The following is a 19,549-nucleotide window of genomic DNA, read 5'->3' as shown; positions in this document are numbered from 1 at the left end:
TTTTTCAATTAGCCCCCTTGGCTTCCCTTGAGAAAGGGAAACTCAAGCTCTTTCTTGAGATCCTCAGAACCTGGGATCCTCAAGTTCTGAAAACCCAGTTGCCGCAAGCCAGGGATCCCGAATGCCCAAGCTAGTCAAGTGCCTGTAGCTGGGCTAGGAAATCTGCCACCGTCAGGGATCCCAGCTCCTGCCGATGGCGCTGGCGCACGCTCACCGTTCCTGCCGCTTGTTCCTGTTCCCCCACGATCAACATAAAAGGGATCCGGGCCTTCTCGGCATTGCGGATTTTTTTGGGCAAACGATCGCTGTCGGCATCGATGTGGACGCGGATCCCGTGTTCTCGCAGTTGATCCCGCACTTGGGTGGCATAGCCCAAATACTGATCGGAAACGGGCAAAATGCGCACCTGTTCCGGGGCCAGCCAGAAGGGAAAATCCCCAGCGTATTCTTCGATGAGAATGCCGATGAGTCGTTCCAGCGAGCCAAAGGGAGCACGGTGAATCATCACCGGACGCTGCCGGGATCCATCCTCAGCTACGTATTGCAGATCAAAGCGCTGTGGGTTTTGGTAGTCCACCTGAACCGTGCCCAGTTGCCACTCCCGATCCAGCGCGTCGCGGAAAATAAAATCCAGCTTCGGCCCATAGAAGGCTGCCTCTCCGATCCCTTCAAAGTGGGGCATCGACAACTTCTCCACAGCGCGACGGATGGCATTTTCGGCTTTGTCCCAATCTTCGGGGGATCCCAGATATTTGTCCGACTTGGGATCCCGGAAGCTGAGGCGGGCGCGAAAATCCTTGAGCTTGAGCTTATCGAAAACCACCAAAATGAGATCGACAACCTTGAGAAACTCCTCCTCCAATTGATCGGGGCGAACAAACAAATGGGCATCGTCCACCGTGAAGCCACGCACTCGCGTCAGACCTCCCAATTCCCCCGATTGCTCGTAGCGATAAACGGTGCCGAACTCGGCATATCGTAGGGGCAAATCGCGGTAGGATCTCAGCTCGGATTTGTAGATTTGGATGTGAAAAGGACAATTCATCGGCTTCATGACAAAGCCCTGTTCAGCCGCACGCGCCTGCTCATTCTCCGACATCATGGGAAACATATCTTCCCGATACTTTTGCCAGTGGCCGGAGATCTTGAACAAGTCCACACGGGCAATATGAGGGGTAACCACCGGCAGGTAGCCCCGCTTGAGCTGCTCCTGCTTGAGAAAATCCTCCAGCACCGAGCGCAGAATGGTGCCCTTGGGTGTCCAGAGAGGCAGCCCCGGCCCCACCTCATCCGAAAACAAAAATAGGCCCAGTTCTTTGCCCAGCTTGCGGTGATCCCGCCGTTTGGCTTCTTCCAGCCGCCGTTTGTATTCTTTCAGCTCCTCTGGGGTCTCCCAGGCGGTGCCGTAGATGCGTTGGAGCTGCGGCTTGGTTTCATCCCCCCGCCAATAAGCGCCGGCCACACTGAGCAAATCAAAGGCTCTGGGGTTGAGATCTCGGGTGTTTTCCACGTGGGGGCCAGCACAGAGATCCCACCATTCATCCCCCAAGTGATAAATGCTGATGACCTCTCCTTCGGGAATGCTGTCCAAGATCTCCAGCTTATAGGGTTCGCCGAGGGCTTCGATTCTGCGCCTGGCTTCTTCCCGGCTCACCTCCTCGCGGATCACCGGCAAACCTTTTTTGATGATCGCCTGCATCTCTTTTTTGATGCGGTCGAGATCCTCAGGCGTAAAGGGTTCGGGATGGTCAAAATCGTAATAGAAGCCGTAGTCGGTGGTGGGGCCGATGGTCACCTGGGCCTTGGGAAACAGCTTTTGCACCGCCATAGCCAGGACATGGGAAGTGGTGTGGCGGATGCGCTCCAGTTGGGGAGACTCGTGAGTGCGCAGCAGTTTGAGGGTGCTGTTGGCCTTCTGAGGTGATTCGGCTGGCTGAGACATCGGAACCTACTTTGAAACAAACAAATCAAATACTGTGTCCCTATCTTAGGCTGGGGCGAGAGCGGCAGGGATCCCAAGCTGAGTCCATTCCCTTGTTTGCCGAGTCAATCGCAAACCTGACAACTGGGCCCGGAACAAGGGGGGAAAGTACACAGTATCCTAAAGGGGTTGACCCCCACACCCGAGCCATGATCTCTTCGCGCACCGACTTCACGGAATGCCCTGTCGCCTCTGCTCCCCCAGTTTCCGAAACCGGCCCGGCTTCTCGTCCTGAATCTTTGGCTGCCCCCGTTCTGGCCGCCATCGATGTAGGCAGCAACTCTCTCCACATGGTGGTGGTGCGCATCAATCCCCGTATCCCCAGCTTCACCATCATCTCCCGCGAAAAAGCCACCGTGCGGCTGGGGGAATACTGCAACCAGACGGGTGCCCTGACCCCTGCAGCCATGGAGCGGGCCCGAGTGGCCCTGGAACGATTTTGCCGCATTGCCGAGAGCTTTCAGGTGCATTCCATTGTTGCGGTGGCCACCAGTGCTGTGCGCGAGGCCCCCAATGGGCCGGAGTTTTTGAAGCGGATTGAACGGGAGCTGGGCCTGCGGGTGGAGTTGATCTCGGGGCAGGAAGAGGCCCGCCGCATTTATCTGGGAGTGCTCTCGGCGATGGAGTTCCACAACCGGATGCACGCGGTGGTGGATATCGGCGGTGGCTCCACCGAGCTGATCTTGGGCAATGGCCAAGAGCCGGAGTTTCTGCGCAGCATCAAGGTGGGAGCTGTGCGTCTAACCCAGGCTTTTTTGCACCACGATCCGCCCACTTCTGGCGAACTGCAAGCCCTGCGCCAGCACATCCGCGGCATGCTGGAATCCCCCATTGAGCAGATGAAACGGATCGTCGCATCTTCACAACAACAGGGATCCCTGCCTTTGGTGGGCACCTCTGGCACCGTCGAGAGCCTGGCCCAGTGGGATGCCCGCCGTCGTTTGGGCGCTCCCCCCAGTCGCCTGCAGGGGTATGAGTTCAGCTTGGAAGCCTTGCGCGGCTACATCAAAGAGCTGCGATCCCTGACGGTGGCCGAACGGCAAAAACTTCCCGGCCTAGGGGAAAGACGGGGGGAGATCATCCTGGCCGGCGCCCTGATCCTAGAGGAAGTGATGAGCCTGCTGGGGGTAGAGCGGGTTCAATTTTGCGAACGGGCTTTGCGGGAAGGGCTGATCGTGGATTGGATGATCGGCCAAGGCTTGATTGAGGATCGGCTGCGCTACCACAGCTCGGTGCGGCGGCGCAGTGTGCTCAAGCTGGCGGAAAAATATCAGGTGGAGCTGCCCTATGCCGAACGGGTGGCCGAATTTGCCCTCAGCCTCTTCGACCAGACCCGCGGCCTGTTGCATGGTTGGGGATCCCGCGAGCGGGCCCTCCTCTGGTCAGCGGCCATGCTGCACAACTGCGGCCACTTTATCAGCCATGCCGCCCACCACAAACACTCCTACTACCTGATTCGCCATGGGGAACTGTTGGGCTTCAATGAAGAAGAGGTGGAAGTGATCGCCAACTTGGCCCGCTACCACCGCAAATCGCCTCCCAAGAAGAAGCACGAAAACTTTCAGCGCCTCACCGACGAACGGGATCGCCAAATCGTCTTGGAACTGAGCCCCTTGCTGCGCATGGCTTGTGCCCTGGATCGCCGCCGTCTGCAAGCCATCCAAGCGCTGCACTGCCGTTTTCAGCTCTTGGGAGAAGGCTCTCGGCAGATGGAGCTGATTTTGGATCCCAGGCATCCCAATGATGACTGCGCCTTGGAGCTGTGGAGCTTGAACGAGAAGAAAAAAGTCTTCGAACAGCAGTTCAAGCTGCAGGTGATCCCCAAATTGTCCACTCAGATCGAGCGCAGCTCAAATCCTTTTGAGGCAGCAGTTTAGCCCCTGCCCGCAGGAGGTTTCTGGTGGGCACCTGGCAACGGTAGAATGTTTGACGATGAAGCTGTGGTTGTGGGCGGCTCTCCCGCCACTGAATGCTGAGCAAAACGGAGTTGTTGAGATGGCCAAGTTGTTGTTGGGGGATCAAGCCTTTGAGGTCGAGCTACTGACGGATACGCCCACCAATTGGCCGGGAATTAAAGTCATGTCCAAGGGGGCCAAGCTGGATATTCCGGCTGGAACTGTGGTGAAGGTGGAGTCCGAGGATGACCACGCGACCGGGTCCTACAAAGTGGTCTATCGTCTGGCCCCCGCCTATCCCCGCAGTTGGAGGCTGCTCCTAGAGCGGGAGAGCGCTGCTACCGCGCCTCAAGCGGCATCGGCCCCAGAACCAGAGGTCGCTCAGGCCAGCAGCTCAGAAGGAGGGCTGCCGAATAGCGATAAAATCTTCACCATCAAGGTATCCGGCCTTGTGGGAGGAGGCGTGCGCAGAAGCGTTGTCGAGTACAAAGTGCCCTTCAGCCGCCTTTCCCAAGAAGTGAAGCGGATTACCCAAATGGGAGGCAAAATCATCGGCATTGCTGAATCCAATCTGTTAAGCAACCTTGAGTAGCCGGTGGCTTTCTGAGAGACGCTGGGTTCTTTTGCCAAAGCCGCCGATTCAAACTCTCCCAACCAAAACTCTCTTGCTTGGAGAGCATAAGGGATCCCTGCAGTTTTTGGGTAGGCAGCGGCTGCTCCCATACCCCTAACTTAAGAATGGGGTGGTAGGCTGTCATTGGTTTTGCCGTTGTCCAGAAGGCTGCCTTTCCCCTCTGTGCTGGGGGTGGCTTTCTGTTGAGAAAAGGCGTTCCGGTGAGGGCTGAACTACTTGAGCGCCATCGACATGATTGAAAGTGGGGAGTGAGGTCATGACATCTCGACGACATCCAACGCGCTTGGGAGGGTCGATACCCCAAGGCTACTCAGGCTCTGGGTCAACAAAGGGATCCCAGCCATACTCCTCACCCACTTCACGACAGAGCTTTCCCCATCCCCCTCGACGTTCGCCGGCAAAGTCTCGCCTTAGGTCGTTCCACTTTTTCAGCTTGCTGGTGATCCTGCTGGGGTTCGGGACTGGAGCCCTGGTAGCCTGGGCAACTGCTCATCCCGATTGGGTCAGCCGCTTGCCAGGGCTATCGCCGCCTGTAGCCGAGATACCCGCTCCCCGCGCCCATGCCAAAGCGGCTCAACAGCGCTTGCCCCTTCCCCAAGAGCTGCAACTGGAACGGGATCCCTTTGCTTTGGATCCCTTGGCCAGTCTTTCCTATGTGCCCGCCATCATGTACCACGATGTGGTGGCCGGACGCAAACAGGTCTGGTTCGACACTACGGTGGCGGAGCTGCGGCAACATTTTGAGGCCATTAAACAAGCAGGACTTACCCCCATCCACATCGACCAACTCTACAAACACCTGCGGGACGGGGATCCCTTGCCGGAGAAAGCCATTTTGCTCACTTTTGACGACGCTTACCTGGGCCTGTACGAAAACGCCTACCCCCTTCTCAAGGAGTACAACTACCCCGCCGCCTATTTTGTGCAAACCGGGTTTGTCGGCGTGCCCACCAGCAAGGATCACTTCACCTGGGATCAAATGCGGGAGATGGATGCCAGCGGGCTGATCGACTTTGCCGCCCACACCGTCACCCATCCCCCTGACCTGCGGGTGCTAGACGATGCCCGTCTGCGGCGGGAAGTGTTCGACTGCAAGACCAAGCTGGAGCAGGAGCTGGGCCACCCCATCCACTACTTTGCCTATCCCGAAGGCAACCGGGACGAGCGGGTGAAGCAATACCTGGCCGATGCCGGTTACCGGATGTCTTTTACGATGGATCCCGGTTTTACAGGACAATCGCCCAACTTGCTGGAGGTGCGACGCTTTAACCAGTTTCGCATCACCGAGGCCATCATTGGCGCCCGCACCTTCACCCTCAACCGCAGCCCCGACTACCGGCTGGATGTGACCCAACCGTTGGCCTTGACCGACGAAGTGATCGACCAGGTGCGTGTTCTCACCCTTCGCGGCGGGCGGGCGGCTACGGTGCATGCGGAGCGGCGCTACGAGGTCAGCACCCTGGCCCAGCGCTACCAGGCCGATGCCGGCATCAATGGCAGCTTTTTCTCCATCCCTTGGATCAACTCTGCCAGCAATGTCATGGTGGGGCCGGTGATGGCTGCCAACCACAAGACCTTCATCCCCGGTCGCCCCGAAGACGACAAGGTGGTGCGCGGTCGCCCCTTGGTGCTGCTGGGCAGGGATCGCATCCGCTTTGTGCCCTTCGACCCCGATACGATGACCCGCTTGGAGAACATTCGCCAGTTGATGCCGGATGTCACAGATCTGTTTGTGGCCGGTCTGTGGCTGGTCAAGGATGGTCATGCCCTCTCTCAGACGGAGATCGATTCTTTCCGTCTTTCCAGCGCCGCCGAGTTCCGCCCCAGGGCTTTCTTTGGTGTGGATGACCAAGATCAGGTGGTGATCGGAGTTACCAAAACCCATGTCAACGCCGCCACCCTGGCCCGTATTTTGCCCAAAACCGGGATCCGGGAAGCCGTGCTGCTGGATTCTGGCTTTAGCACGTCGCTGGTCTACCAGGGGCAGATCTTGGGCACGGGCCATGCTGCTCCCCATCAGCCTAGCCGTCCTGTGCCCCATGCCACTTTGCTCTACGACATGAACCGCCTCTGGGCCAGGGATCCCCTTCCCGAGGCCAAGGCTGGCTCTGAGGGAGATCGGCTGGAGGGGCTGGTGCAACTTTTGCCCGGCAGCGAGCAAGAGGCGGCCAAAGCCCAACTCAAGAGCATTCTGGCCGGCCAACGCACGTTGAGGCGGGGGGATCGGGGGGCAGCGGTGGTAGCTGTGCAACTGGGGTTGAGCCGTTTGGCCGCTCAGCAGGGACGGCTGGATCTGCTCCCCTCTGGCCCCGATGGGGTGTATGGTCAAGAGGTGGCCCAGGCAATGGCGGAATTGGTGCTAAAAGAGCCCAGCGATGGGTCAGAACCTGTTGCTGAGGGATCCCTTCCTCAAGCCACCCCCACCCCCCTGGTGGCCGGAACGGCGACATCCCCCCACAGCGTGGACATCCTCGATGCTCAACTGCTGCAGCGCCTGCTGGAGCGTGTCCACTGGACTCCTCCCTCGGTACTGGTGGATACGCGCTTGGAACGGTCAGCCTTGCTCCTAGAGCGCAAGCCGGAGCGTAAGCTGCTGCCCAGCGCTTCTGTCCAACCCCACACCGGTGCTCCCAGCCCGACCTCCGGGTTAAGTCGGTAATCTGCGATACAGCCATTCCGCAACAGAGGGTCTATCCTGGCCGAAGAAGTCCGGCTTGCCTCTAGCCCTGGGGGCTAAGTTTGCTGTTTACCCTGCCGGTGGTGCTTAGGAGAGGTGTGCTGAGGGAGGTCATGACATCTGCTGCTGAAGGGGGGGCCGAGAACCCTGGGGCGACCTGGGTAATGGAGAAGCGGTCTCGGCAACCCGGCTGATCCCCTGCGGTCGGCTGCCCAGCTCGAGCCGGGCATGTGGGTACGGCTGTTGTATCCTCCTTCTGTTAAGGGGAGGCTGGGGATCGTCCTCACCCGTGAAAACCGCGACCGCTGGCTGGTGACTCTGGCCGGTGAGGGAGAAGAGGTGGTCCTGTCCCTGGCGGCACGGGAACTGGTACCCCTTGGCTGAGGTTGTCAAGGATATCTTGGCGAGGGCTGGTTCTGTTATCCTGCTCTCAATGCGGTTTTTCAGGTCGCTGCTCTATGGTTGCTGCTCTGGCCTTCAACCCTTCCTCGGATCCCCCTCGATCGCTTCTGCCCGAGGAGATCACCTGGCTGGGCAGCCTCAGCTACAACGAACAGGGCCTGATCCCGGCCATTGTGCAGGACTACCTGGATGGGACGGTGCTGATGGTGGCCTGGATGAACCGGGAGTCGCTGCAGAAAACTTTGGAAACGGGCCGCACCTGGTTCTGGAGCCGGTCTCGCCAGGCCCTGTGGCCTAAGGGGGAAACTTCCGGTCATGTGCAGTGGGTCAAGCAAATCCGCTACGACTGCGACGGCGACGCGCTGGTGATCTTGGTGGAGCAGGTGGGAGATGCGGCTTGCCACACGGGGGCGCGCAGTTGCTTCTTCCGCCCACTGCCAGGGGATCAAAGGGATCCCATCCCGGCAGCAGATACTCTGTCTCAGGTGTTTGCTGTGGTGAAGGCCCGCCAGGCAGATCCCCGTCCCGACTCCTACACCAGCAGCTTGCTGGCCAAGGGAGAGAACGCCATTCTCAAGAAACTCGGCGAGGAAACGGCTGAGGTGGTGATGGCGGCCAAGGATCAAGACCGCGCTGCCCTGGCCCGCGAGGTGGCCGATCTCTGGTACCACTGCCTCGTGGCTCTTGCTCATTATCAGGTGGATATTAAGGATGTCTATCGCCAGCTCCAAGCCCGCCGTTCCGCCAAGTGAAAGGGCCGTGTCCTCCGAAGGCGGCGCCCCTGATCTTCTGGATCCCTCTCTGGACAAAGCCCACCTGGATTTGCGAGCCACGCGGTGTGGACAAGTGGATCTGGAGACGGATCGGGAGACCTTGGCCCGTTACCTAAGAGGCCACGCCCAGTGGATCCAGCGGTGCTTTAGGCCGTTGCAGGTGGAAGCTTTGTCCGCCGAGACCTACCGGCTGCAGTTTTTTCGCATGGGCGGCCTTGGGTTTGAGCTGGAGCCCAGTTTTGGGGTGAGGATCTGGCCGGATGAAGATTACCGGTTTCGCCTGACCTCGATTGAGTTGCCCGGCGATGAGGGAATGCCTTACCGGGTTAACTGCCAAGCCGATTTCCGGCTGGAGGAGCTACAGGGATCCCTGAAAGACCTGCCCACCACCCGTGTTCACTGGGCTCTTCATCTGGAGATCTGGCTGGCTTTGCCCAGGTTTTTGCAGGTTCTGCCCCGCAAGTTGGTTTATCGGGTGGCCCATCAAGTGGTGCAGCAGGTAACCCGGGGTATGAGTGACCGCCTCACCCACAATGTGTGCAGCGATTTCTATCGCTCTATTGGGTGTCCCGATCACCCCTATCGCTTAATTGCAGTGGAAGACAAAGCGTGATATCTTAGGTGCCAAGTAAGTTGCCGGTCAGCTTTCGAGTAGTGCTCCGGCAACCGGCGATGGAGTTCGCCGCAACCGCCTCACTTGGAATTTTTCTATATTGGAATTTTTCTATAGAGGAAGAGGGTTCTAACCTCAAAAGCTGAGGCTGATGACTCCTACACTTCTGGGCAAGTCCAGGGGGTAGGGGTCTTTGGCTTTGTTTGAGGCCCCACCCTGCGGACGCGATGGTGCTCCCACTCCTGACGCGGATGGCTTTTTCTCCCTGGGCTGCCCTTCAACACCCTGACGACAAGGAGATGAGGATCTGGTGATGCTGGGCAGTTGGCTGTGGATCTTGGTGATGGGCTTTTTTGTCGGCCAAATCGTGGGTCGGCTGGGGATGCCCCCCCTGCTGGGGATGATCCTCGTGGGGATCTTGCTGGGAGATGTCCTATCCCCGGAGGTGCTGGCAGCGGCGGGGGATCTGCGGGTGGTGGCGGTGATGATCATTTTGATGAAGGCGGGCCTGGGGCTGGATCGGGAGAAGCTGGCCCAGCAGGGATCCGTGGCGTTGCGGCTGGGGTTTTTGCCGGCAGCCTGCGAGGCGGTGGCGGTGGCCCTGTTGAGCACCTGGATCCTGGGGTTGGACTGGCCTACCGGTTTGCTGCTGGGCTGTGTGATCGGGGCAGAGTCGCCGGCTGTGATCGTGCCGGGGATGTTGCGCCTCAAGAGTTTGGGCTGGGGAGTAACCAAAGGGATCCCGGATGCCATTTTGACCGGCAGCGCCCTTTCCGACGTACTGCTGTTGTTGGGGTTTAGCCTGCTGCTCAGCTTTTTGGGCCAAGGATCCGCCGCGAGCGTTCGCTTGGGAAGCCTGGAGCTGTCGCCGCTGCAGTGGCTGCCGTTCCAGGTGGTGATGGAGATCCTGCTGGGCGTGGCTGTAGGCTACCTGGGGGCGCGGGTTCTGGTGTCGCTGCTAACCCAACAAAACTGGACCCGCAACAGCGTCCAGGAAGCGCTGCTGGCTGCCTGCATGGCCTTGGGCTTGGTGCTGGCACCGCAGGTGTGGCCCTATTTTTCCGGCTATTTGGCGGTGATGGCCCTGGGGTTCTTTCTAATTGAGCTGGATGCCCCCTTGGCGCGGCGGCTGCGAGGTGGGTTCGATGCCCTCTGGACGGTGGCGGAGATCGTGTTGTTTGTGCTACTGGGAGCGTCGCTGGATCTGGGGGTGCTGGGATCCGTGTTCTGGCCGGGCTTGCTGCTCTTAACCCTGAGCCTGCTGCTGGGGCGGGGCTTAGGTTGGTGGCTTTCCACCCTGGGGAGCAACTGGACCTGGCGGGAGCGGCTGTTTTTGCTGCCGGGCAACATGGCTAAGGCGACGGTACAGGCGGCCATTGGTGGGATCCCCTTGGCCCAAGGGATCCCCGGTGGGGAGATCATTTTGGCTTTGGCGGCTTTGTCAATTCTGGTTACCGCTCCCCTGGGCGCTTGGCTGACCCAGGTTTGCGCCCCCCGGCTTTTGGAAAAAGGAGAGGTGGATCCCACCAAGGTGGGCAGCCAGGGCAAGGTGAGCTTTTTGGCAGCGGTGGATACCTCTCCCCTAGCCGAGGCGGTGTTGCGCAAGGCAGCCGATTTGGCGCGGCGGGTGGATGGGGAAGTGATTGTGCTGCATGTTACCGATGAGCTGCAGGGGAAAGGGGTGGAACAGTTGCGCCAGCTTGCCCAGCGCCTTTTGGCGGATATTCGCCACCAGTTCTGCCTGGCTTCCGGGCCCTTGGCGGAGACCATTGTAAACATAGCCCAGGAGCGGCAGGTTACCGACATAGTCATGGGCAAGCGGGGGCACCGCGGCTGGGAACAAGTGCTAGTGGGATCCACCTCCCAAGCCGTTCTGGAGACCAGCTCTATTCCTGTAATTCTGGTCGAATCTCCTCAAGGAAGTCCTGGGCAGGTCATTAGCCGACCAAAGTAGAGGTTATTTAGCTCTCCGAGGTATCCACCGGTTTTCGGCCAGGGTGAAGCACCTTTTTTCTTTCTTGGTAGGGCAACAACTGGGATCCTCGGGGCCATGGGCAAGCATATCTAAGCAGACCTCAGCCTTTCCTCCAGAGTCACGGGCAACTGAAACATTGTTAACTAAAACCCCATCGCCGAGGTACACAGGCTCCAGGGGCGTAGGTTTTTTGCTGCCGCCCAACAGCCCAGATAAGGTTGTCCAGAAAGCATTCCCTCCTGTATTACTTAATGCAATCGCCACTACATCCTGAAGCCCATCGTTGTTAAGATCGGCAGGCGCTAGCTTTTCGAGGCTTACTCTTAGGAACCCTTCTTCGAGAGGGCTAGAGCCTCTCTGATACTGGCCATTTTGAAAACGAACTCGCTCAATATTTTCGGGTAAAGCAAATATGAGATACTCAGCGTTTAAGAATGCCTGCTGAGCAATAGCTATTGAAATCGGACAGATACCCAAGAGAAAACAGGCTAGCTTAAAAAGCACTCTTTTAGCGGCCATTGCTTCTCTCCTCTTACCAGAAGGACAGGGGAAGCTCGATTCTGTTCGAGGCAAACAAAGGAGAACAAGACCTGCTCAGCTCTAGGTTCTCCTGGGCCGGCAGTTGCTCCCGGCTAGATGAAGACTCTTCTGAAGCTCTCTTTGCCCTTACTCTTCTATCTATGGATTCTAGCCATGGACGTAACGAGCTGCTGCTGTTGATGCTTGTACTGAATCTATGGAGCCGGACATGATCCCTTCTGCCTGGCGCTTTATCCTCCTTCTGGGGATCGTCAGCTTGTGTGCCGATGCCACCTACGAAGGAGCCCGCAGCATTTCTGGAGCTTTTTTGGGATCCCTAGGGGCCAGCGGCACGGTGGTGGGCCTGGTGGCCGGCGGGGGGGAGCTATTGGCCTATGGCTTGCGGTTGGGGGTGGGCTATTGGAGCGACCAGCTGGGCAGGGATCCCTTGCACCGCAGTCGGGGGCACTGGCAGCTCACCACCTTGGGCTATGTCATCAACACGGCGGTGATCCCGGCTTTGGCCTGGGTGGGCAGTTGGCCTTGGGCCGCCGTGCTGCTCTTGGCCGAGCGGACCGGCAAAGGGATCCGCACCCCGCCGCGGGACGTGTTGCTTTCTCATGCAGCCCTGCAGGTGGGTCGGGGCTTGGGGTTTGGCCTGCACGAGACCCTAGATCAGATTGGGGCGGTGGGGGGGCCGCTGTTGGTGGCGGCAGTTCTGAAAGTCGGCTATGGCTTCCGGGGTGGGTTTTTGGCCTTGGGGATCCCGGCGGCAATAGGACTGGGGGTTTTGGGGCTGGCGCAATGGCTCTATCCCAGCCCACGAGACTTCGAGCCGGAGCCGGAGATGACCTCGGCAAAAGGCTTGCCCAGAGTTTTCTGGCTGTATCTGCTGGCGGCAGCCTGTGTGGCCATGGGGTTTGCCGATTTTCCCCTCATTGCTTTCCATCTGCAACGACAGTCGGGAAGCGATGGAGCAGGGATCCCTTTGCTGTATGCCCTGGCTATGGGGGTGGATGCCCTGGCCGCCCTGGGATGTGGCTGGCTGTTCGACCGCGTGGGGCTGTGGAGCTTGCTGGGAGCGGTGGCGGTATCGGCTGGATTTGCGCCGCTGGCCTTTTCCGGTACCTATGCTCTGACGGTGCTGGGCATGGTGCTCTGGGGGATTGGTTTGGGGGCCCAAGAATCCATCATGAAGGCGGCGGTGGCCGGTATGGTAGCTCCCGAGACGAGGGGCTTTGCCTTTGGCCTGTTTACCAGTGTCTATGGATTGGCTTGGTTTGTGGGCAGCGCCCTGATGGGGGTGCTTTACGATTTCTCCCTGACTGGCTTAGTGCTCTTTTCGGTAGTCACTCAAGGGCTGGGGGCGGCTATCCTGCTGGCTCTAGTGTCCAGGAGGCAGGCCGAGGTGGGCTGATGAAAAGCCCCTGCACCAGATTACGGTGCAGCTCTTCGGGGGTTTCGTTTGTGCTAGTGGTGAGGAGCACCATCCCCTCAGGTTTTGGGCCACCTCCAGGAGCTTTTGTCAGAACCCGATTTTCAGAACTGATCCTTCATACCGCGCAGGCGAGCGAAGACCCGCACCGGATCCTGGAGCCCGGTGGCAGCTTGCAGAGCCGGCTGATCCCAGCGCAAGAAGGGGTTGGTGCGTCGCTCCTCGCCCATAGTGCTGGGTACTGTTGGGGATCCCGATTGGCGCAGGGCGGCCACCTTTTGGTAACGGGCCTGCAGGTCGGGATTTCCCCCATCCACCGTCAGGGCAAACCTGAGGTTGTTGAGGGTGTATTCGTGGGCACACCACACCCGCGTCGGTTCAGGCAACTGGCGCAGTTGATCCAGGGATCCCAGCATTTGTTCCGGGGTGCCTTCAAACAGCCGCCCGCATCCCCCGGCAAACAGGGTGTCCCCACAGAAGAGATCCCCGCTCTCGGGAAAGTAATAGGCAATGTGACCCCGGGTATGGCCGGGCACAAACAGCACCGTTGCTTGCCGGCCCGCGAATTCCACTGTTGCTCCCGCCCGCAGCTCCACCGTCTGGCCGGGGATCCGCCCCCGATCCGCCTCGCCGGCATAGACGGCAGCCTGAGGATAGCGGGCCAAAAGCTGCCGATTTCCCCCCACATGGTCGTGATGGTGGTGCGTGTTGAAAATGGCCACCAGCTCCGCCCCCAGCTCGGTCAGCTTTTCCAGCACAGGCTCGGCCACTGCCGGATCCACCACGGCTGCTGTCGCGGTGTCGGAATCGTAGAGCAGATAGATATAGTTATCGCGCAGGGCGGGCAACTGAAGAACGCGCATGGCTCGGCTAACTTTCAAAAATGGCCTGCTCTACATCCTGCCGGCTGAGGGAATAGGGAAAAGATAAAGTTTTCGTGTTGCCGTCTGGGTAGGTGTATCGCACCCAAATGCTGGTTTCTTCCAGACGCAAAATGGCTTTCCAGCCAGGCCGCTCGCAAAACCATTGCTCCACATCTTGCGGGTCGCGGGTGCAGCCCTGATCCTCTAGCCAGCGTTCGATGATGTGGAGGGGGTGATTATACAGGGGCGTAGTTGCGGGGGGCAAAGGCATGGCGAGATTTGAGAGGCGAGATTTGAGAAAAGCAGTCCAACACAGAGTCAACGGCCTATGTTCATTCAAGCACTCCTGATACAGAATCCGAGAACTCCGTCCCAATGCCGTACCAAGACGGTGGGGAGTGCCCACAGAATCAGCTTGCCCCACTCTCTCGCAGCCAAGCGAGGACACCTGCCAACACCAAACACACAACCAGGGTGGATCCCATCAGCAACAGGGCACAAAGCTCACCAGGTGAAAGTGGGCGGGTTTCCATGCGCAGCTCCAGAGAGTCAGCGTCTAGGGATCCCGTCATGCTCAGAGATCCCGTGTTGGCAGTCACCGCCCGTAAGCTGGCATCGTAGATGGCCCGTTTCGTCGGGTTGCTGAGGACAAGGTAGGCCTCCTGCAACTCTTGAAAGCAGCGAATGGCCACTTCCGGGGCCAGGGGAGAAGTATCGGGATGGTAGCGTTTGCTCAACTGCCGATAAGCCCGCCGGATGGCCTCAGGAGACGCCCCTGGAGACAGGCCCAACCGTTGGTAGTAGGTGAGGGAGGTCAACGAGCGCATGCAGGCTAATGGATAAGCGAGACGGTAGGGTCAGCAGAGCGCTTCTCCAGGGAGCTAGACCTTAATCCAGTGTATTACTCGTGCAGCCGCCGGGATCCCCGCAGCAAGCCTCAATAGAGCTTTATTCTTCTTCCTCTTCTTCGGACTTGGCTTTGGGGTAGTAGAAGCCGGTGTTGCGACCGCTGAGAATGGCGCGCCCAATGGTCATGGCTCGCTGGGCCTGGAGCTTAGCTTTGCCCAGCCAGACGGCGTAGCGCCTGCGACTGCGGGCTTTAGAGGTTTTCTTCTTGGGAACAGGCATAGCTTGTACAAGAATACAGCCTTACTAGGCTAGCACTGATCGCGTCAGCGGCGGAGTCCTAGCTTGCACCGCCGATCCCAGCTTTATCCAGGCAAGTGGCCTATCAGCGCTTGACTGAAAGAGGGCGAGCATCTCGGCTCAACAGAGTTGAGATCTGTCAACTCTTCTGTGCAAATCTTCTCAATCCATTTTCCCAACAGCCCTGTAGCCGCTAGAGTATGGGACATCTGCTGGGAACAGGCGATGCCGGGATCCTTAACCCTTAGCCGCCAGGTGATATCGGTCACCGCCCTGAAGCTCTTTTGGATGCAGGCTGTGAGTGAAATGTGGCCCCCCTCAGATTTAGGAGATCGCTCAACCATGCGCAACCTCTCTTCCATCTTGCTGTTCGGGATCCCTCTGGTGAGCCTCAGTTGGACGGGGATCCCGGTGGTGGCCCAATCCGCCAATCCAGCCCTCTGCCAGCAATTTCCCCAAGACATTCGCTGCACCCTCTCTGCCCCCAGACAGGTGGGACAAGCGCCGCAACCCACATCCCGTCCTCGGATTGCGGTCTTGGACTTTGATTTCAGCAGCCTCAGCAATCCCTACAGCATCCGCGAGGCTTCGCGGGGGGTGAGCGACCTGTTGGTGGATCGGCTGGTGAGAGATGGCACCTTTTCCGTCATCGAGCGCTCGCGGCTGGACGCGATCTTGGCCGAGCAGAACCTGGGTCTATCCGGTCGACTGGATGCCAACACCGCTGCTCAGGTAGGCCGGATCCTAGGGGTCGATGCGGTGATCCTCGGCAGTGTGACCCAGTTTGATGTGTCTGTGCGCCGTTCTGGGGGTGGGGCACCGGTCTTAACTCCCTTCGGCAGCTTCCCGCTGGCGGTGGGCGCTGAGTCAGTGGATGCCGATGCCAACGTGCAGCTGAATGCCCGCTTGGTGAGCACCAGTACTGCCGAGATCTTGGCCGTGGTCGAGGGCAAAGGCAACGCCAGCCAGTCGGATAGCACGGTCACGGTTGCCGGCTTTGGCGGGGGATCCGCCACCAGCAACGAAGAGAAGCTGTTGGTATTGGCAAGCCAACAAGCGGTGGAGCAAATTGCCCAGCAGTTGGCCGGTTTTGCCGGGCGCTTGGCAGCTCAGCCTCGCTCTCTGCCAACGGTTGACGCCTTGGTGGCGGATGTCTACGGCAACCAGGTGATCCTGAACAAGGGCAGCCGCGATGGCTATCGGGTGGGATTGATTCTTTCTGTGGAGCGCGTCGTCCGCGAGGTGAAGGATCCGGCCACGGGGACAGTCTTGCGCAAATTGACTGAGCCAGCCGGACAGGTCCAACTGACGGAGGTGGATGACAGCTCCAGTGTGGGACGCATTCTCAGCGGGGCAGGCTTCAAGGTTGGGGATGTAGCCAAGCCTGTCCAATGAGCTTTCCCAAGCCCTATCCTCAGGATCCCTCGATGGGAGCAAAGCCCTGCCGTTGCGTGTTTTCGGTTACGGTGCGCGGCTCTAAAAATTGCAGCAGGTAGTCGGGGCCGCCGGCTTTGGATCCCACGCCGGAGAGCTTGAAGCCGCCGAAGGGCTGCCGCTCCACCAGCGCCCCGGTGATCTCGCGGTTGATGTAGAGGTTGCCGACGGCAAAGTCCTGGCGAGCCTGTTGAATGTGGGAAGGGGTGCGGCTGTAGAGACCGCCGGTGAGGGCGTAGGGGGTGGCATTGGCCATCTGCAGAGCAGAAGAAAAGTCCGGCGCTGAGATCACCGCCAAAACCGGGCCAAACAGCTCCCGCTGCGCCAGCTCTGACTGGGGATCCACCTGGCTGAACACAGTGGGGCCGACGAAGTAGCCTTTTTCCGGCACGGGCAGGCTGAGGTCGAGGCGGGCATCAGCCTTAGCCGATTGAATGGCCTGTTGCAGGCGAGCTTGGGCCTCTGCATCGATGACCGGGCCAACTTGGGTGCTGGGGTGGGCTGGATCCCCCACATTTAAAGAGCGCACCGCCTCGATGAGCCGCCCCAAGAACAGGTCGTGAATGGACTGCAAAACGATCGCCCGCGAGCAGGCGGAGCATTTCTGGCCGCTGTAGCCAAAGGCGGAGTTGACCACTCCTTTGACCGCCTGATCCAGGTCGGCGCTTTCGTCGATGAGGATGGCGTTTTTGCCCCCCATCTCGGCAATGACCCGTTTGATGTGGTGCTGGCCCGGCTGCAGTTGCGCGGCTTGGGCGAGGATCTGGCAACCCACCGCCTGGGATCCGGTGAAGGCAATCAGGTGCACCCGCCAGTCTTGAACCAACAGGGGGCCAATGGCTTCGCCCACCCCCGGCAGGAATTGAAAGACACCCTCCGGGATCCCAGCTTCGGCAAGGGCCTTGAGGATAAACTCCGCCAGTTTGGCGGCGATCAGCGAAGATTGCTCCGCCGGTTTGAGGAGCACGCAGTTTCCGGCCACCAAAGCCGCCGCTGTCATGCCACAGGGGATGGAGAGGGGGAAGTTCCAGGGGGCGATCACCACCGCCACACCGCGGGGCTGGTAGTGGTAATGGTTGGTTTCGCCGGGCAGGTTGCACTCCCGTCCCCGCTCCAGAGCCTCCATCTGTTGGGCGTAGTAGCGGCAAAAATCGATGGCCTCGGAAACTTCCCCATCGGCCTGGGCAATGGGCTTGCCCACCTCCAGCACCATCCAGGCAGCCAGCTCCGCCCGCTGGGCTTCGATTTGCTCCGCCACCCGCCGCAGGATCCCCGCCCTCACGGCAACGGGGGTGCGCCTCCAGATGGGGAAGCTGGCTTGGGCCGCTGCCAAGGCTTGCTCCACCTGTTCCAGCTCGGTCAACCCAATTTCCGCCACCACCTGTTCAGGATCCGCAGGGTTGAGGGAGAGCATCGCTTGTCGAGTGGGGCGATATTCTCCGGCAATCCAGGGCTGAACCCTCTGACCCAGTTGAGGCCGGATCTCGTCCAATGCCTGAAAAAAGGGATCCCGCTGCTGGGGCTGGCTGAAATCCGTATCGGGAGCGGCGGCAAACGAGAGAGAAGGAGCCTGGAAAACGGATCCCTCGTCTAAGACCGGCGGGGCCAACAGCTGCTCGGGGTTGTAGCCCTGAACGCTTTGCCGCAGGAAAGAGGTGTTGGCGGTGTTTTCCAGCAAACGCCGGATCAGGTAGGCCATACCCGGCAGCAGCTCCCCGTAGGGGCAGTACACCCGCACCCGCTGTCCCTTCTGCACCAAGGCCTTGGCCAGGGGATCGGCCATGCCATAGAGCACCTGCAGTTCAAAAGCAGACTGGGGCACCTCCAGGGCTTGGGCAATGGCGATGGCTTTGGCCTGAGAGCGCACATTGTGGCTGGCGATGGCGGCGTGGAGATGGGTGTGGTGCTCCAACAAAAGCTGGGTCATGCGCTCGAAGTTGGCGTCGGTAGCAGACTTGCTGTTGTAAACCGGCTGTGGCCAGTGCTTTTGCGCCGCCAGGATGGTCTCTTGATCCCAGTAGGCCCCCTTGACCAAGCGCACCGTCACCGGGGATCCCCGCTCTTTGGCCCAGGCGATCAGGTTTTGCAGATCGGTGTAGCTATCCCGCAGGTAGGCCTGCAGCGTCAGGCCAACGTCGGTGCGGCCTCGGAACTCCGGCTCCAGCAGCAGCTCCTGCAAAATGGCCAGGGTGAGGGATTTGTAGCAGTACTGCTCCATGTCGAAATGGATCCCGACTCCCAGAGCTTCTGCCCGGCGCAACAGGACGCGAATCCGTTCCCCCACTTTGGCTTTGGCCCCCAGGGGATCGATGGGATCGAACTGGGAATAGAAGGCTGTCAGCTTTACCGACACTTGCGGCACCGGCTGCGGTTGTGGCCAGGTTTTGACCATCTTTGCCAAATGCTCCATCACCTGCAGATAGCGATCCAGATAGGATTGGGCTTCCACTTCGGTGATGACGGCTTCCCCCAGCAAATCCAGCGTGAAAGCCATACCCTGCCGGTGCAAAGCTTCCAGAGTTTTGCTGACTTGTTGCAGGGTTTCTCCGGCAATGTATCGACGGGCCAAGGCTTCCACGGCAGCGGTTAGGGTGGTGGCAGCCAACTGCCCTGGCAGGGAGTCGGGGTCTGCAAAGTTGAGCAGGCTTTTCAGCATTCCCGGCAATTCCACCGCCGGATCTGAAAGATACTCCTGCAAATGGCGGGCCACCTCAGCCTTACTTTTCAAGCTGGGCAAGACATCGATCAAGCGGAACAACTGGGTGCGCAGGTGGGGGTTCTCCATCGCCCAGGCCAGCAGCTTGTCCTCCCAGCGCAGTTGATCCCGCCACTGGGCCAGCAGGGATCTCTTCTCTCCCGAAAGAGAAGCCAACAGAGATTGGGCAAGAGCTTGGGTTTGGGCCTCGTAGGCAGTAGGAGCAGCTTGGGCAACCATCTGATGAACTGGGTGAACTGGGGCGCAGGATCCCTACCATCCTGTCATGGAAAGGATGGAACCTGAGGCCGATTTTGGGAAAATAATGGTTGATGGGGCCACCGCAAATCCTCGAACAGCTACGCCGGGTATAGGCAGCTTTGCAGGAGCATGACTCTAGTCAATAATAAGCTCAACTATACTGAAAATGATGTATAATATGTTCAGTACGGATTACTACCAGTTGATCTTTCTGTTTACTTTCGAGTCTGCCAACATGGTAGCCAA

16 protein-coding genes and 1 riboswitch are annotated in these 19,549 nt (G+C 59.3%); of the genes, 9 read left to right on the top strand and 7 right to left on the bottom strand.

The genetic code is table 11. The features are described 5' to 3' along the window. Positions 1 to 130 precede the first annotated feature (130 nt). Entirely contained in the window at positions 131 to 1,942 is a 1,812-nt protein-coding gene (thrS, locus tag NW842_RS08555; protein WP_414374490.1) for a threonine--tRNA ligase, read from the bottom strand. A 188-nt stretch (positions 1,943 to 2,130) separates the two neighbouring features. Between thrS and NW842_RS08550 the strand changes: the two genes are divergently transcribed. The 7 genes from NW842_RS08550 (at position 2,131) to NW842_RS08520 (ending at position 10,929) form a co-directional block, all read left to right on the top strand. Further along, complete coding sequence (locus tag NW842_RS08550) at positions 2,131 to 3,858, top strand: Ppx/GppA phosphatase family protein (protein WP_414374491.1); 1,728 nt, start codon at positions 2,131 to 2,133, stop codon at positions 3,856 to 3,858. 118 nt (positions 3,859 to 3,976) lie between these two features. Beyond that, on the top strand, positions 3,977 to 4,468 hold the full coding sequence (locus NW842_RS08545) for a phycobilisome linker polypeptide (RefSeq protein ID WP_414356682.1): 492 nt from the start codon (positions 3,977 to 3,979) through the stop codon (positions 4,466 to 4,468). A 481-nt stretch (positions 4,469 to 4,949) separates the two neighbouring features. Then, positions 4,950 to 7,169 (top strand): polysaccharide deacetylase family protein, encoded by a 2,220-nt coding sequence (locus tag NW842_RS08540; protein WP_414374502.1) that lies wholly within the window; start codon positions 4,950 to 4,952, stop codon positions 7,167 to 7,169. Positions 7,170 to 7,430: 261 nt separating this feature from the next. Continuing rightward, positions 7,431 to 7,571: a hypothetical protein gene (locus NW842_RS08535; RefSeq protein ID WP_414358323.1), complete on the top strand. Its 141-nt coding sequence runs from the start codon at positions 7,431 to 7,433 to the stop codon at positions 7,569 to 7,571. Between the two features lie 74 nt (positions 7,572 to 7,645). Further along, a complete protein-coding gene (hisIE, locus tag NW842_RS08530; RefSeq protein WP_414358320.1) occupies positions 7,646 to 8,341 on the top strand; it encodes a bifunctional phosphoribosyl-AMP cyclohydrolase/phosphoribosyl-ATP diphosphatase HisIE in 696 nt (231 codons plus the stop codon). Further along, on the top strand, positions 8,301 to 8,975 hold the full coding sequence (locus NW842_RS08525) for a DUF1997 domain-containing protein (RefSeq protein WP_414417849.1): 675 nt from the start codon (positions 8,301 to 8,303) through the stop codon (positions 8,973 to 8,975). Before hisIE ends, NW842_RS08525 begins: the two co-directional genes overlap by 41 nt. A gap of 46 nt (positions 8,976 to 9,021) precedes the next feature. Next, positions 9,022 to 9,143: riboswitch (Fluoride riboswitch) on the top strand. Positions 9,144 to 9,288: 145 nt separating this feature from the next. Beyond that, positions 9,289 to 10,929 carry a cation:proton antiporter gene (locus NW842_RS08520; RefSeq protein WP_414417848.1) on the top strand — a complete coding sequence of 547 codons (1,641 nt, stop codon included), beginning with the start codon at positions 9,289 to 9,291 and terminating at the stop codon, positions 10,927 to 10,929. A gap of 3 nt (positions 10,930 to 10,932) precedes the next feature. Here NW842_RS08520 and NW842_RS08515 read toward each other — a convergent pair whose 3' ends face one another. Continuing rightward, positions 10,933 to 11,469 (bottom strand): hypothetical protein, encoded by a 537-nt coding sequence (locus tag NW842_RS08515; RefSeq protein ID WP_414357887.1) that lies wholly within the window; start codon positions 11,467 to 11,469, stop codon positions 10,933 to 10,935. A 229-nt stretch (positions 11,470 to 11,698) separates the two neighbouring features. Between NW842_RS08515 and NW842_RS08510 the strand changes: the two genes are divergently transcribed. Next, a complete protein-coding gene (locus tag NW842_RS08510; RefSeq protein ID WP_414357885.1) occupies positions 11,699 to 12,886 on the top strand; it encodes an MFS transporter in 1,188 nt (395 codons plus the stop codon). Positions 12,887 to 13,008: 122 nt separating this feature from the next. On the opposite strand, the gene gloB is transcribed toward NW842_RS08510, so the two are convergent. The 4 genes from gloB to NW842_RS08490 all read right to left on the bottom strand — a co-directional run bounded on the left by gloB (position 13,009) and on the right by NW842_RS08490 (position 14,895). Next, on the bottom strand, positions 13,009 to 13,767 hold the full coding sequence (gene gloB / locus NW842_RS08505) for a hydroxyacylglutathione hydrolase (protein ID WP_414357883.1): 759 nt from the start codon (positions 13,765 to 13,767) through the stop codon (positions 13,009 to 13,011). Positions 13,768 to 13,774: 7 nt separating this feature from the next. Next, entirely contained in the window at positions 13,775 to 14,038 is a 264-nt protein-coding gene (locus tag NW842_RS08500) for a DUF3143 domain-containing protein (protein WP_414351177.1), read from the bottom strand. 139 nt (positions 14,039 to 14,177) lie between these two features. After that, the gene (locus NW842_RS08495) at positions 14,178 to 14,594 is read right to left on the bottom strand and encodes a J domain-containing protein (RefSeq protein WP_414357882.1); all 417 of its coding nucleotides are present in this window, start codon (positions 14,592 to 14,594) and stop codon (positions 14,178 to 14,180) included. Between the two features lie 121 nt (positions 14,595 to 14,715). Beyond that, positions 14,716 to 14,895, bottom strand: a complete 180-nt coding sequence (locus tag NW842_RS08490; RefSeq protein ID WP_414374494.1) for a 50S ribosomal protein L32 — start codon at positions 14,893 to 14,895, stop codon at positions 14,716 to 14,718. A 360-nt stretch (positions 14,896 to 15,255) separates the two neighbouring features. On the opposite strand from NW842_RS08490, the gene NW842_RS08485 reads away from it, so the two are divergent. Beyond that, on the top strand, positions 15,256 to 16,308 hold the full coding sequence (locus tag NW842_RS08485; protein ID WP_414357880.1) for a CsgG/HfaB family protein: 1,053 nt from the start codon (positions 15,256 to 15,258) through the stop codon (positions 16,306 to 16,308). A gap of 19 nt (positions 16,309 to 16,327) precedes the next feature. On the opposite strand, the gene pruA is transcribed toward NW842_RS08485, so the two are convergent. Continuing rightward, complete coding sequence (gene pruA / locus NW842_RS08480) at positions 16,328 to 19,282, bottom strand: L-glutamate gamma-semialdehyde dehydrogenase (RefSeq protein WP_414417847.1); 2,955 nt, start codon at positions 19,280 to 19,282, stop codon at positions 16,328 to 16,330. Positions 19,283 to 19,549: the final 267 nt, after the last annotated feature.

This window comes from Synechococcus sp. R55.4, assembly GCF_047461935.1.
GTDB lineage: Bacteria > Cyanobacteriota > Cyanobacteriia > Thermostichales > Thermostichaceae > Thermostichus.
The sequence above is the reverse complement of the archived record's forward strand: the minus strand, read 5'-3'. Positions and strand labels throughout refer to the sequence as shown.

Bases quoted from the DNA above. Each gene is read 5' to 3' on its own strand.
- thrS (WP_414374490.1), bottom strand. From the start codon at position 1,942: ATGTCTCAGCCAGCCGAATCACCTCAGAAGGCCAACAGCACCCTCAAA.
- NW842_RS08550 (WP_414374491.1), top strand. From the start codon at position 2,131: ATGATCTCTTCGCGCACCGACTTCACGGAATGCCCTGTCGCCTCTGCT.
- NW842_RS08545 (WP_414356682.1), top strand. From the start codon at position 3,977: ATGGCCAAGTTGTTGTTGGGGGATCAAGCCTTTGAGGTCGAGCTACTG.
- hisIE (WP_414358320.1), top strand. From the start codon at position 7,646: ATGGTTGCTGCTCTGGCCTTCAACCCTTCCTCGGATCCCCCTCGATCG.
- NW842_RS08525 (WP_414417849.1), top strand. From the start codon at position 8,301: ATGTCTATCGCCAGCTCCAAGCCCGCCGTTCCGCCAAGTGAAAGGGCC.
- NW842_RS08520 (WP_414417848.1), top strand. From the start codon at position 9,289: ATGCTGGGCAGTTGGCTGTGGATCTTGGTGATGGGCTTTTTTGTCGGC.
- NW842_RS08515 (WP_414357887.1), bottom strand. From the start codon at position 11,469: ATGGCCGCTAAAAGAGTGCTTTTTAAGCTAGCCTGTTTTCTCTTGGGT.
- NW842_RS08510 (WP_414357885.1), top strand. From the start codon at position 11,699: ATGATCCCTTCTGCCTGGCGCTTTATCCTCCTTCTGGGGATCGTCAGC.
- gloB (WP_414357883.1), bottom strand. From the start codon at position 13,767: ATGCGCGTTCTTCAGTTGCCCGCCCTGCGCGATAACTATATCTATCTG.
- NW842_RS08500 (WP_414351177.1), bottom strand. From the start codon at position 14,038: ATGCCTTTGCCCCCCGCAACTACGCCCCTGTATAATCACCCCCTCCAC.
- NW842_RS08495 (WP_414357882.1), bottom strand. From the start codon at position 14,594: ATGCGCTCGTTGACCTCCCTCACCTACTACCAACGGTTGGGCCTGTCT.
- NW842_RS08490 (WP_414374494.1), bottom strand. From the start codon at position 14,895: ATGCCTGTTCCCAAGAAGAAAACCTCTAAAGCCCGCAGTCGCAGGCGC.
- NW842_RS08485 (WP_414357880.1), top strand. From the start codon at position 15,256: ATGCGCAACCTCTCTTCCATCTTGCTGTTCGGGATCCCTCTGGTGAGC.
- pruA (WP_414417847.1), bottom strand. From the start codon at position 19,282: ATGGTTGCCCAAGCTGCTCCTACTGCCTACGAGGCCCAAACCCAAGCT.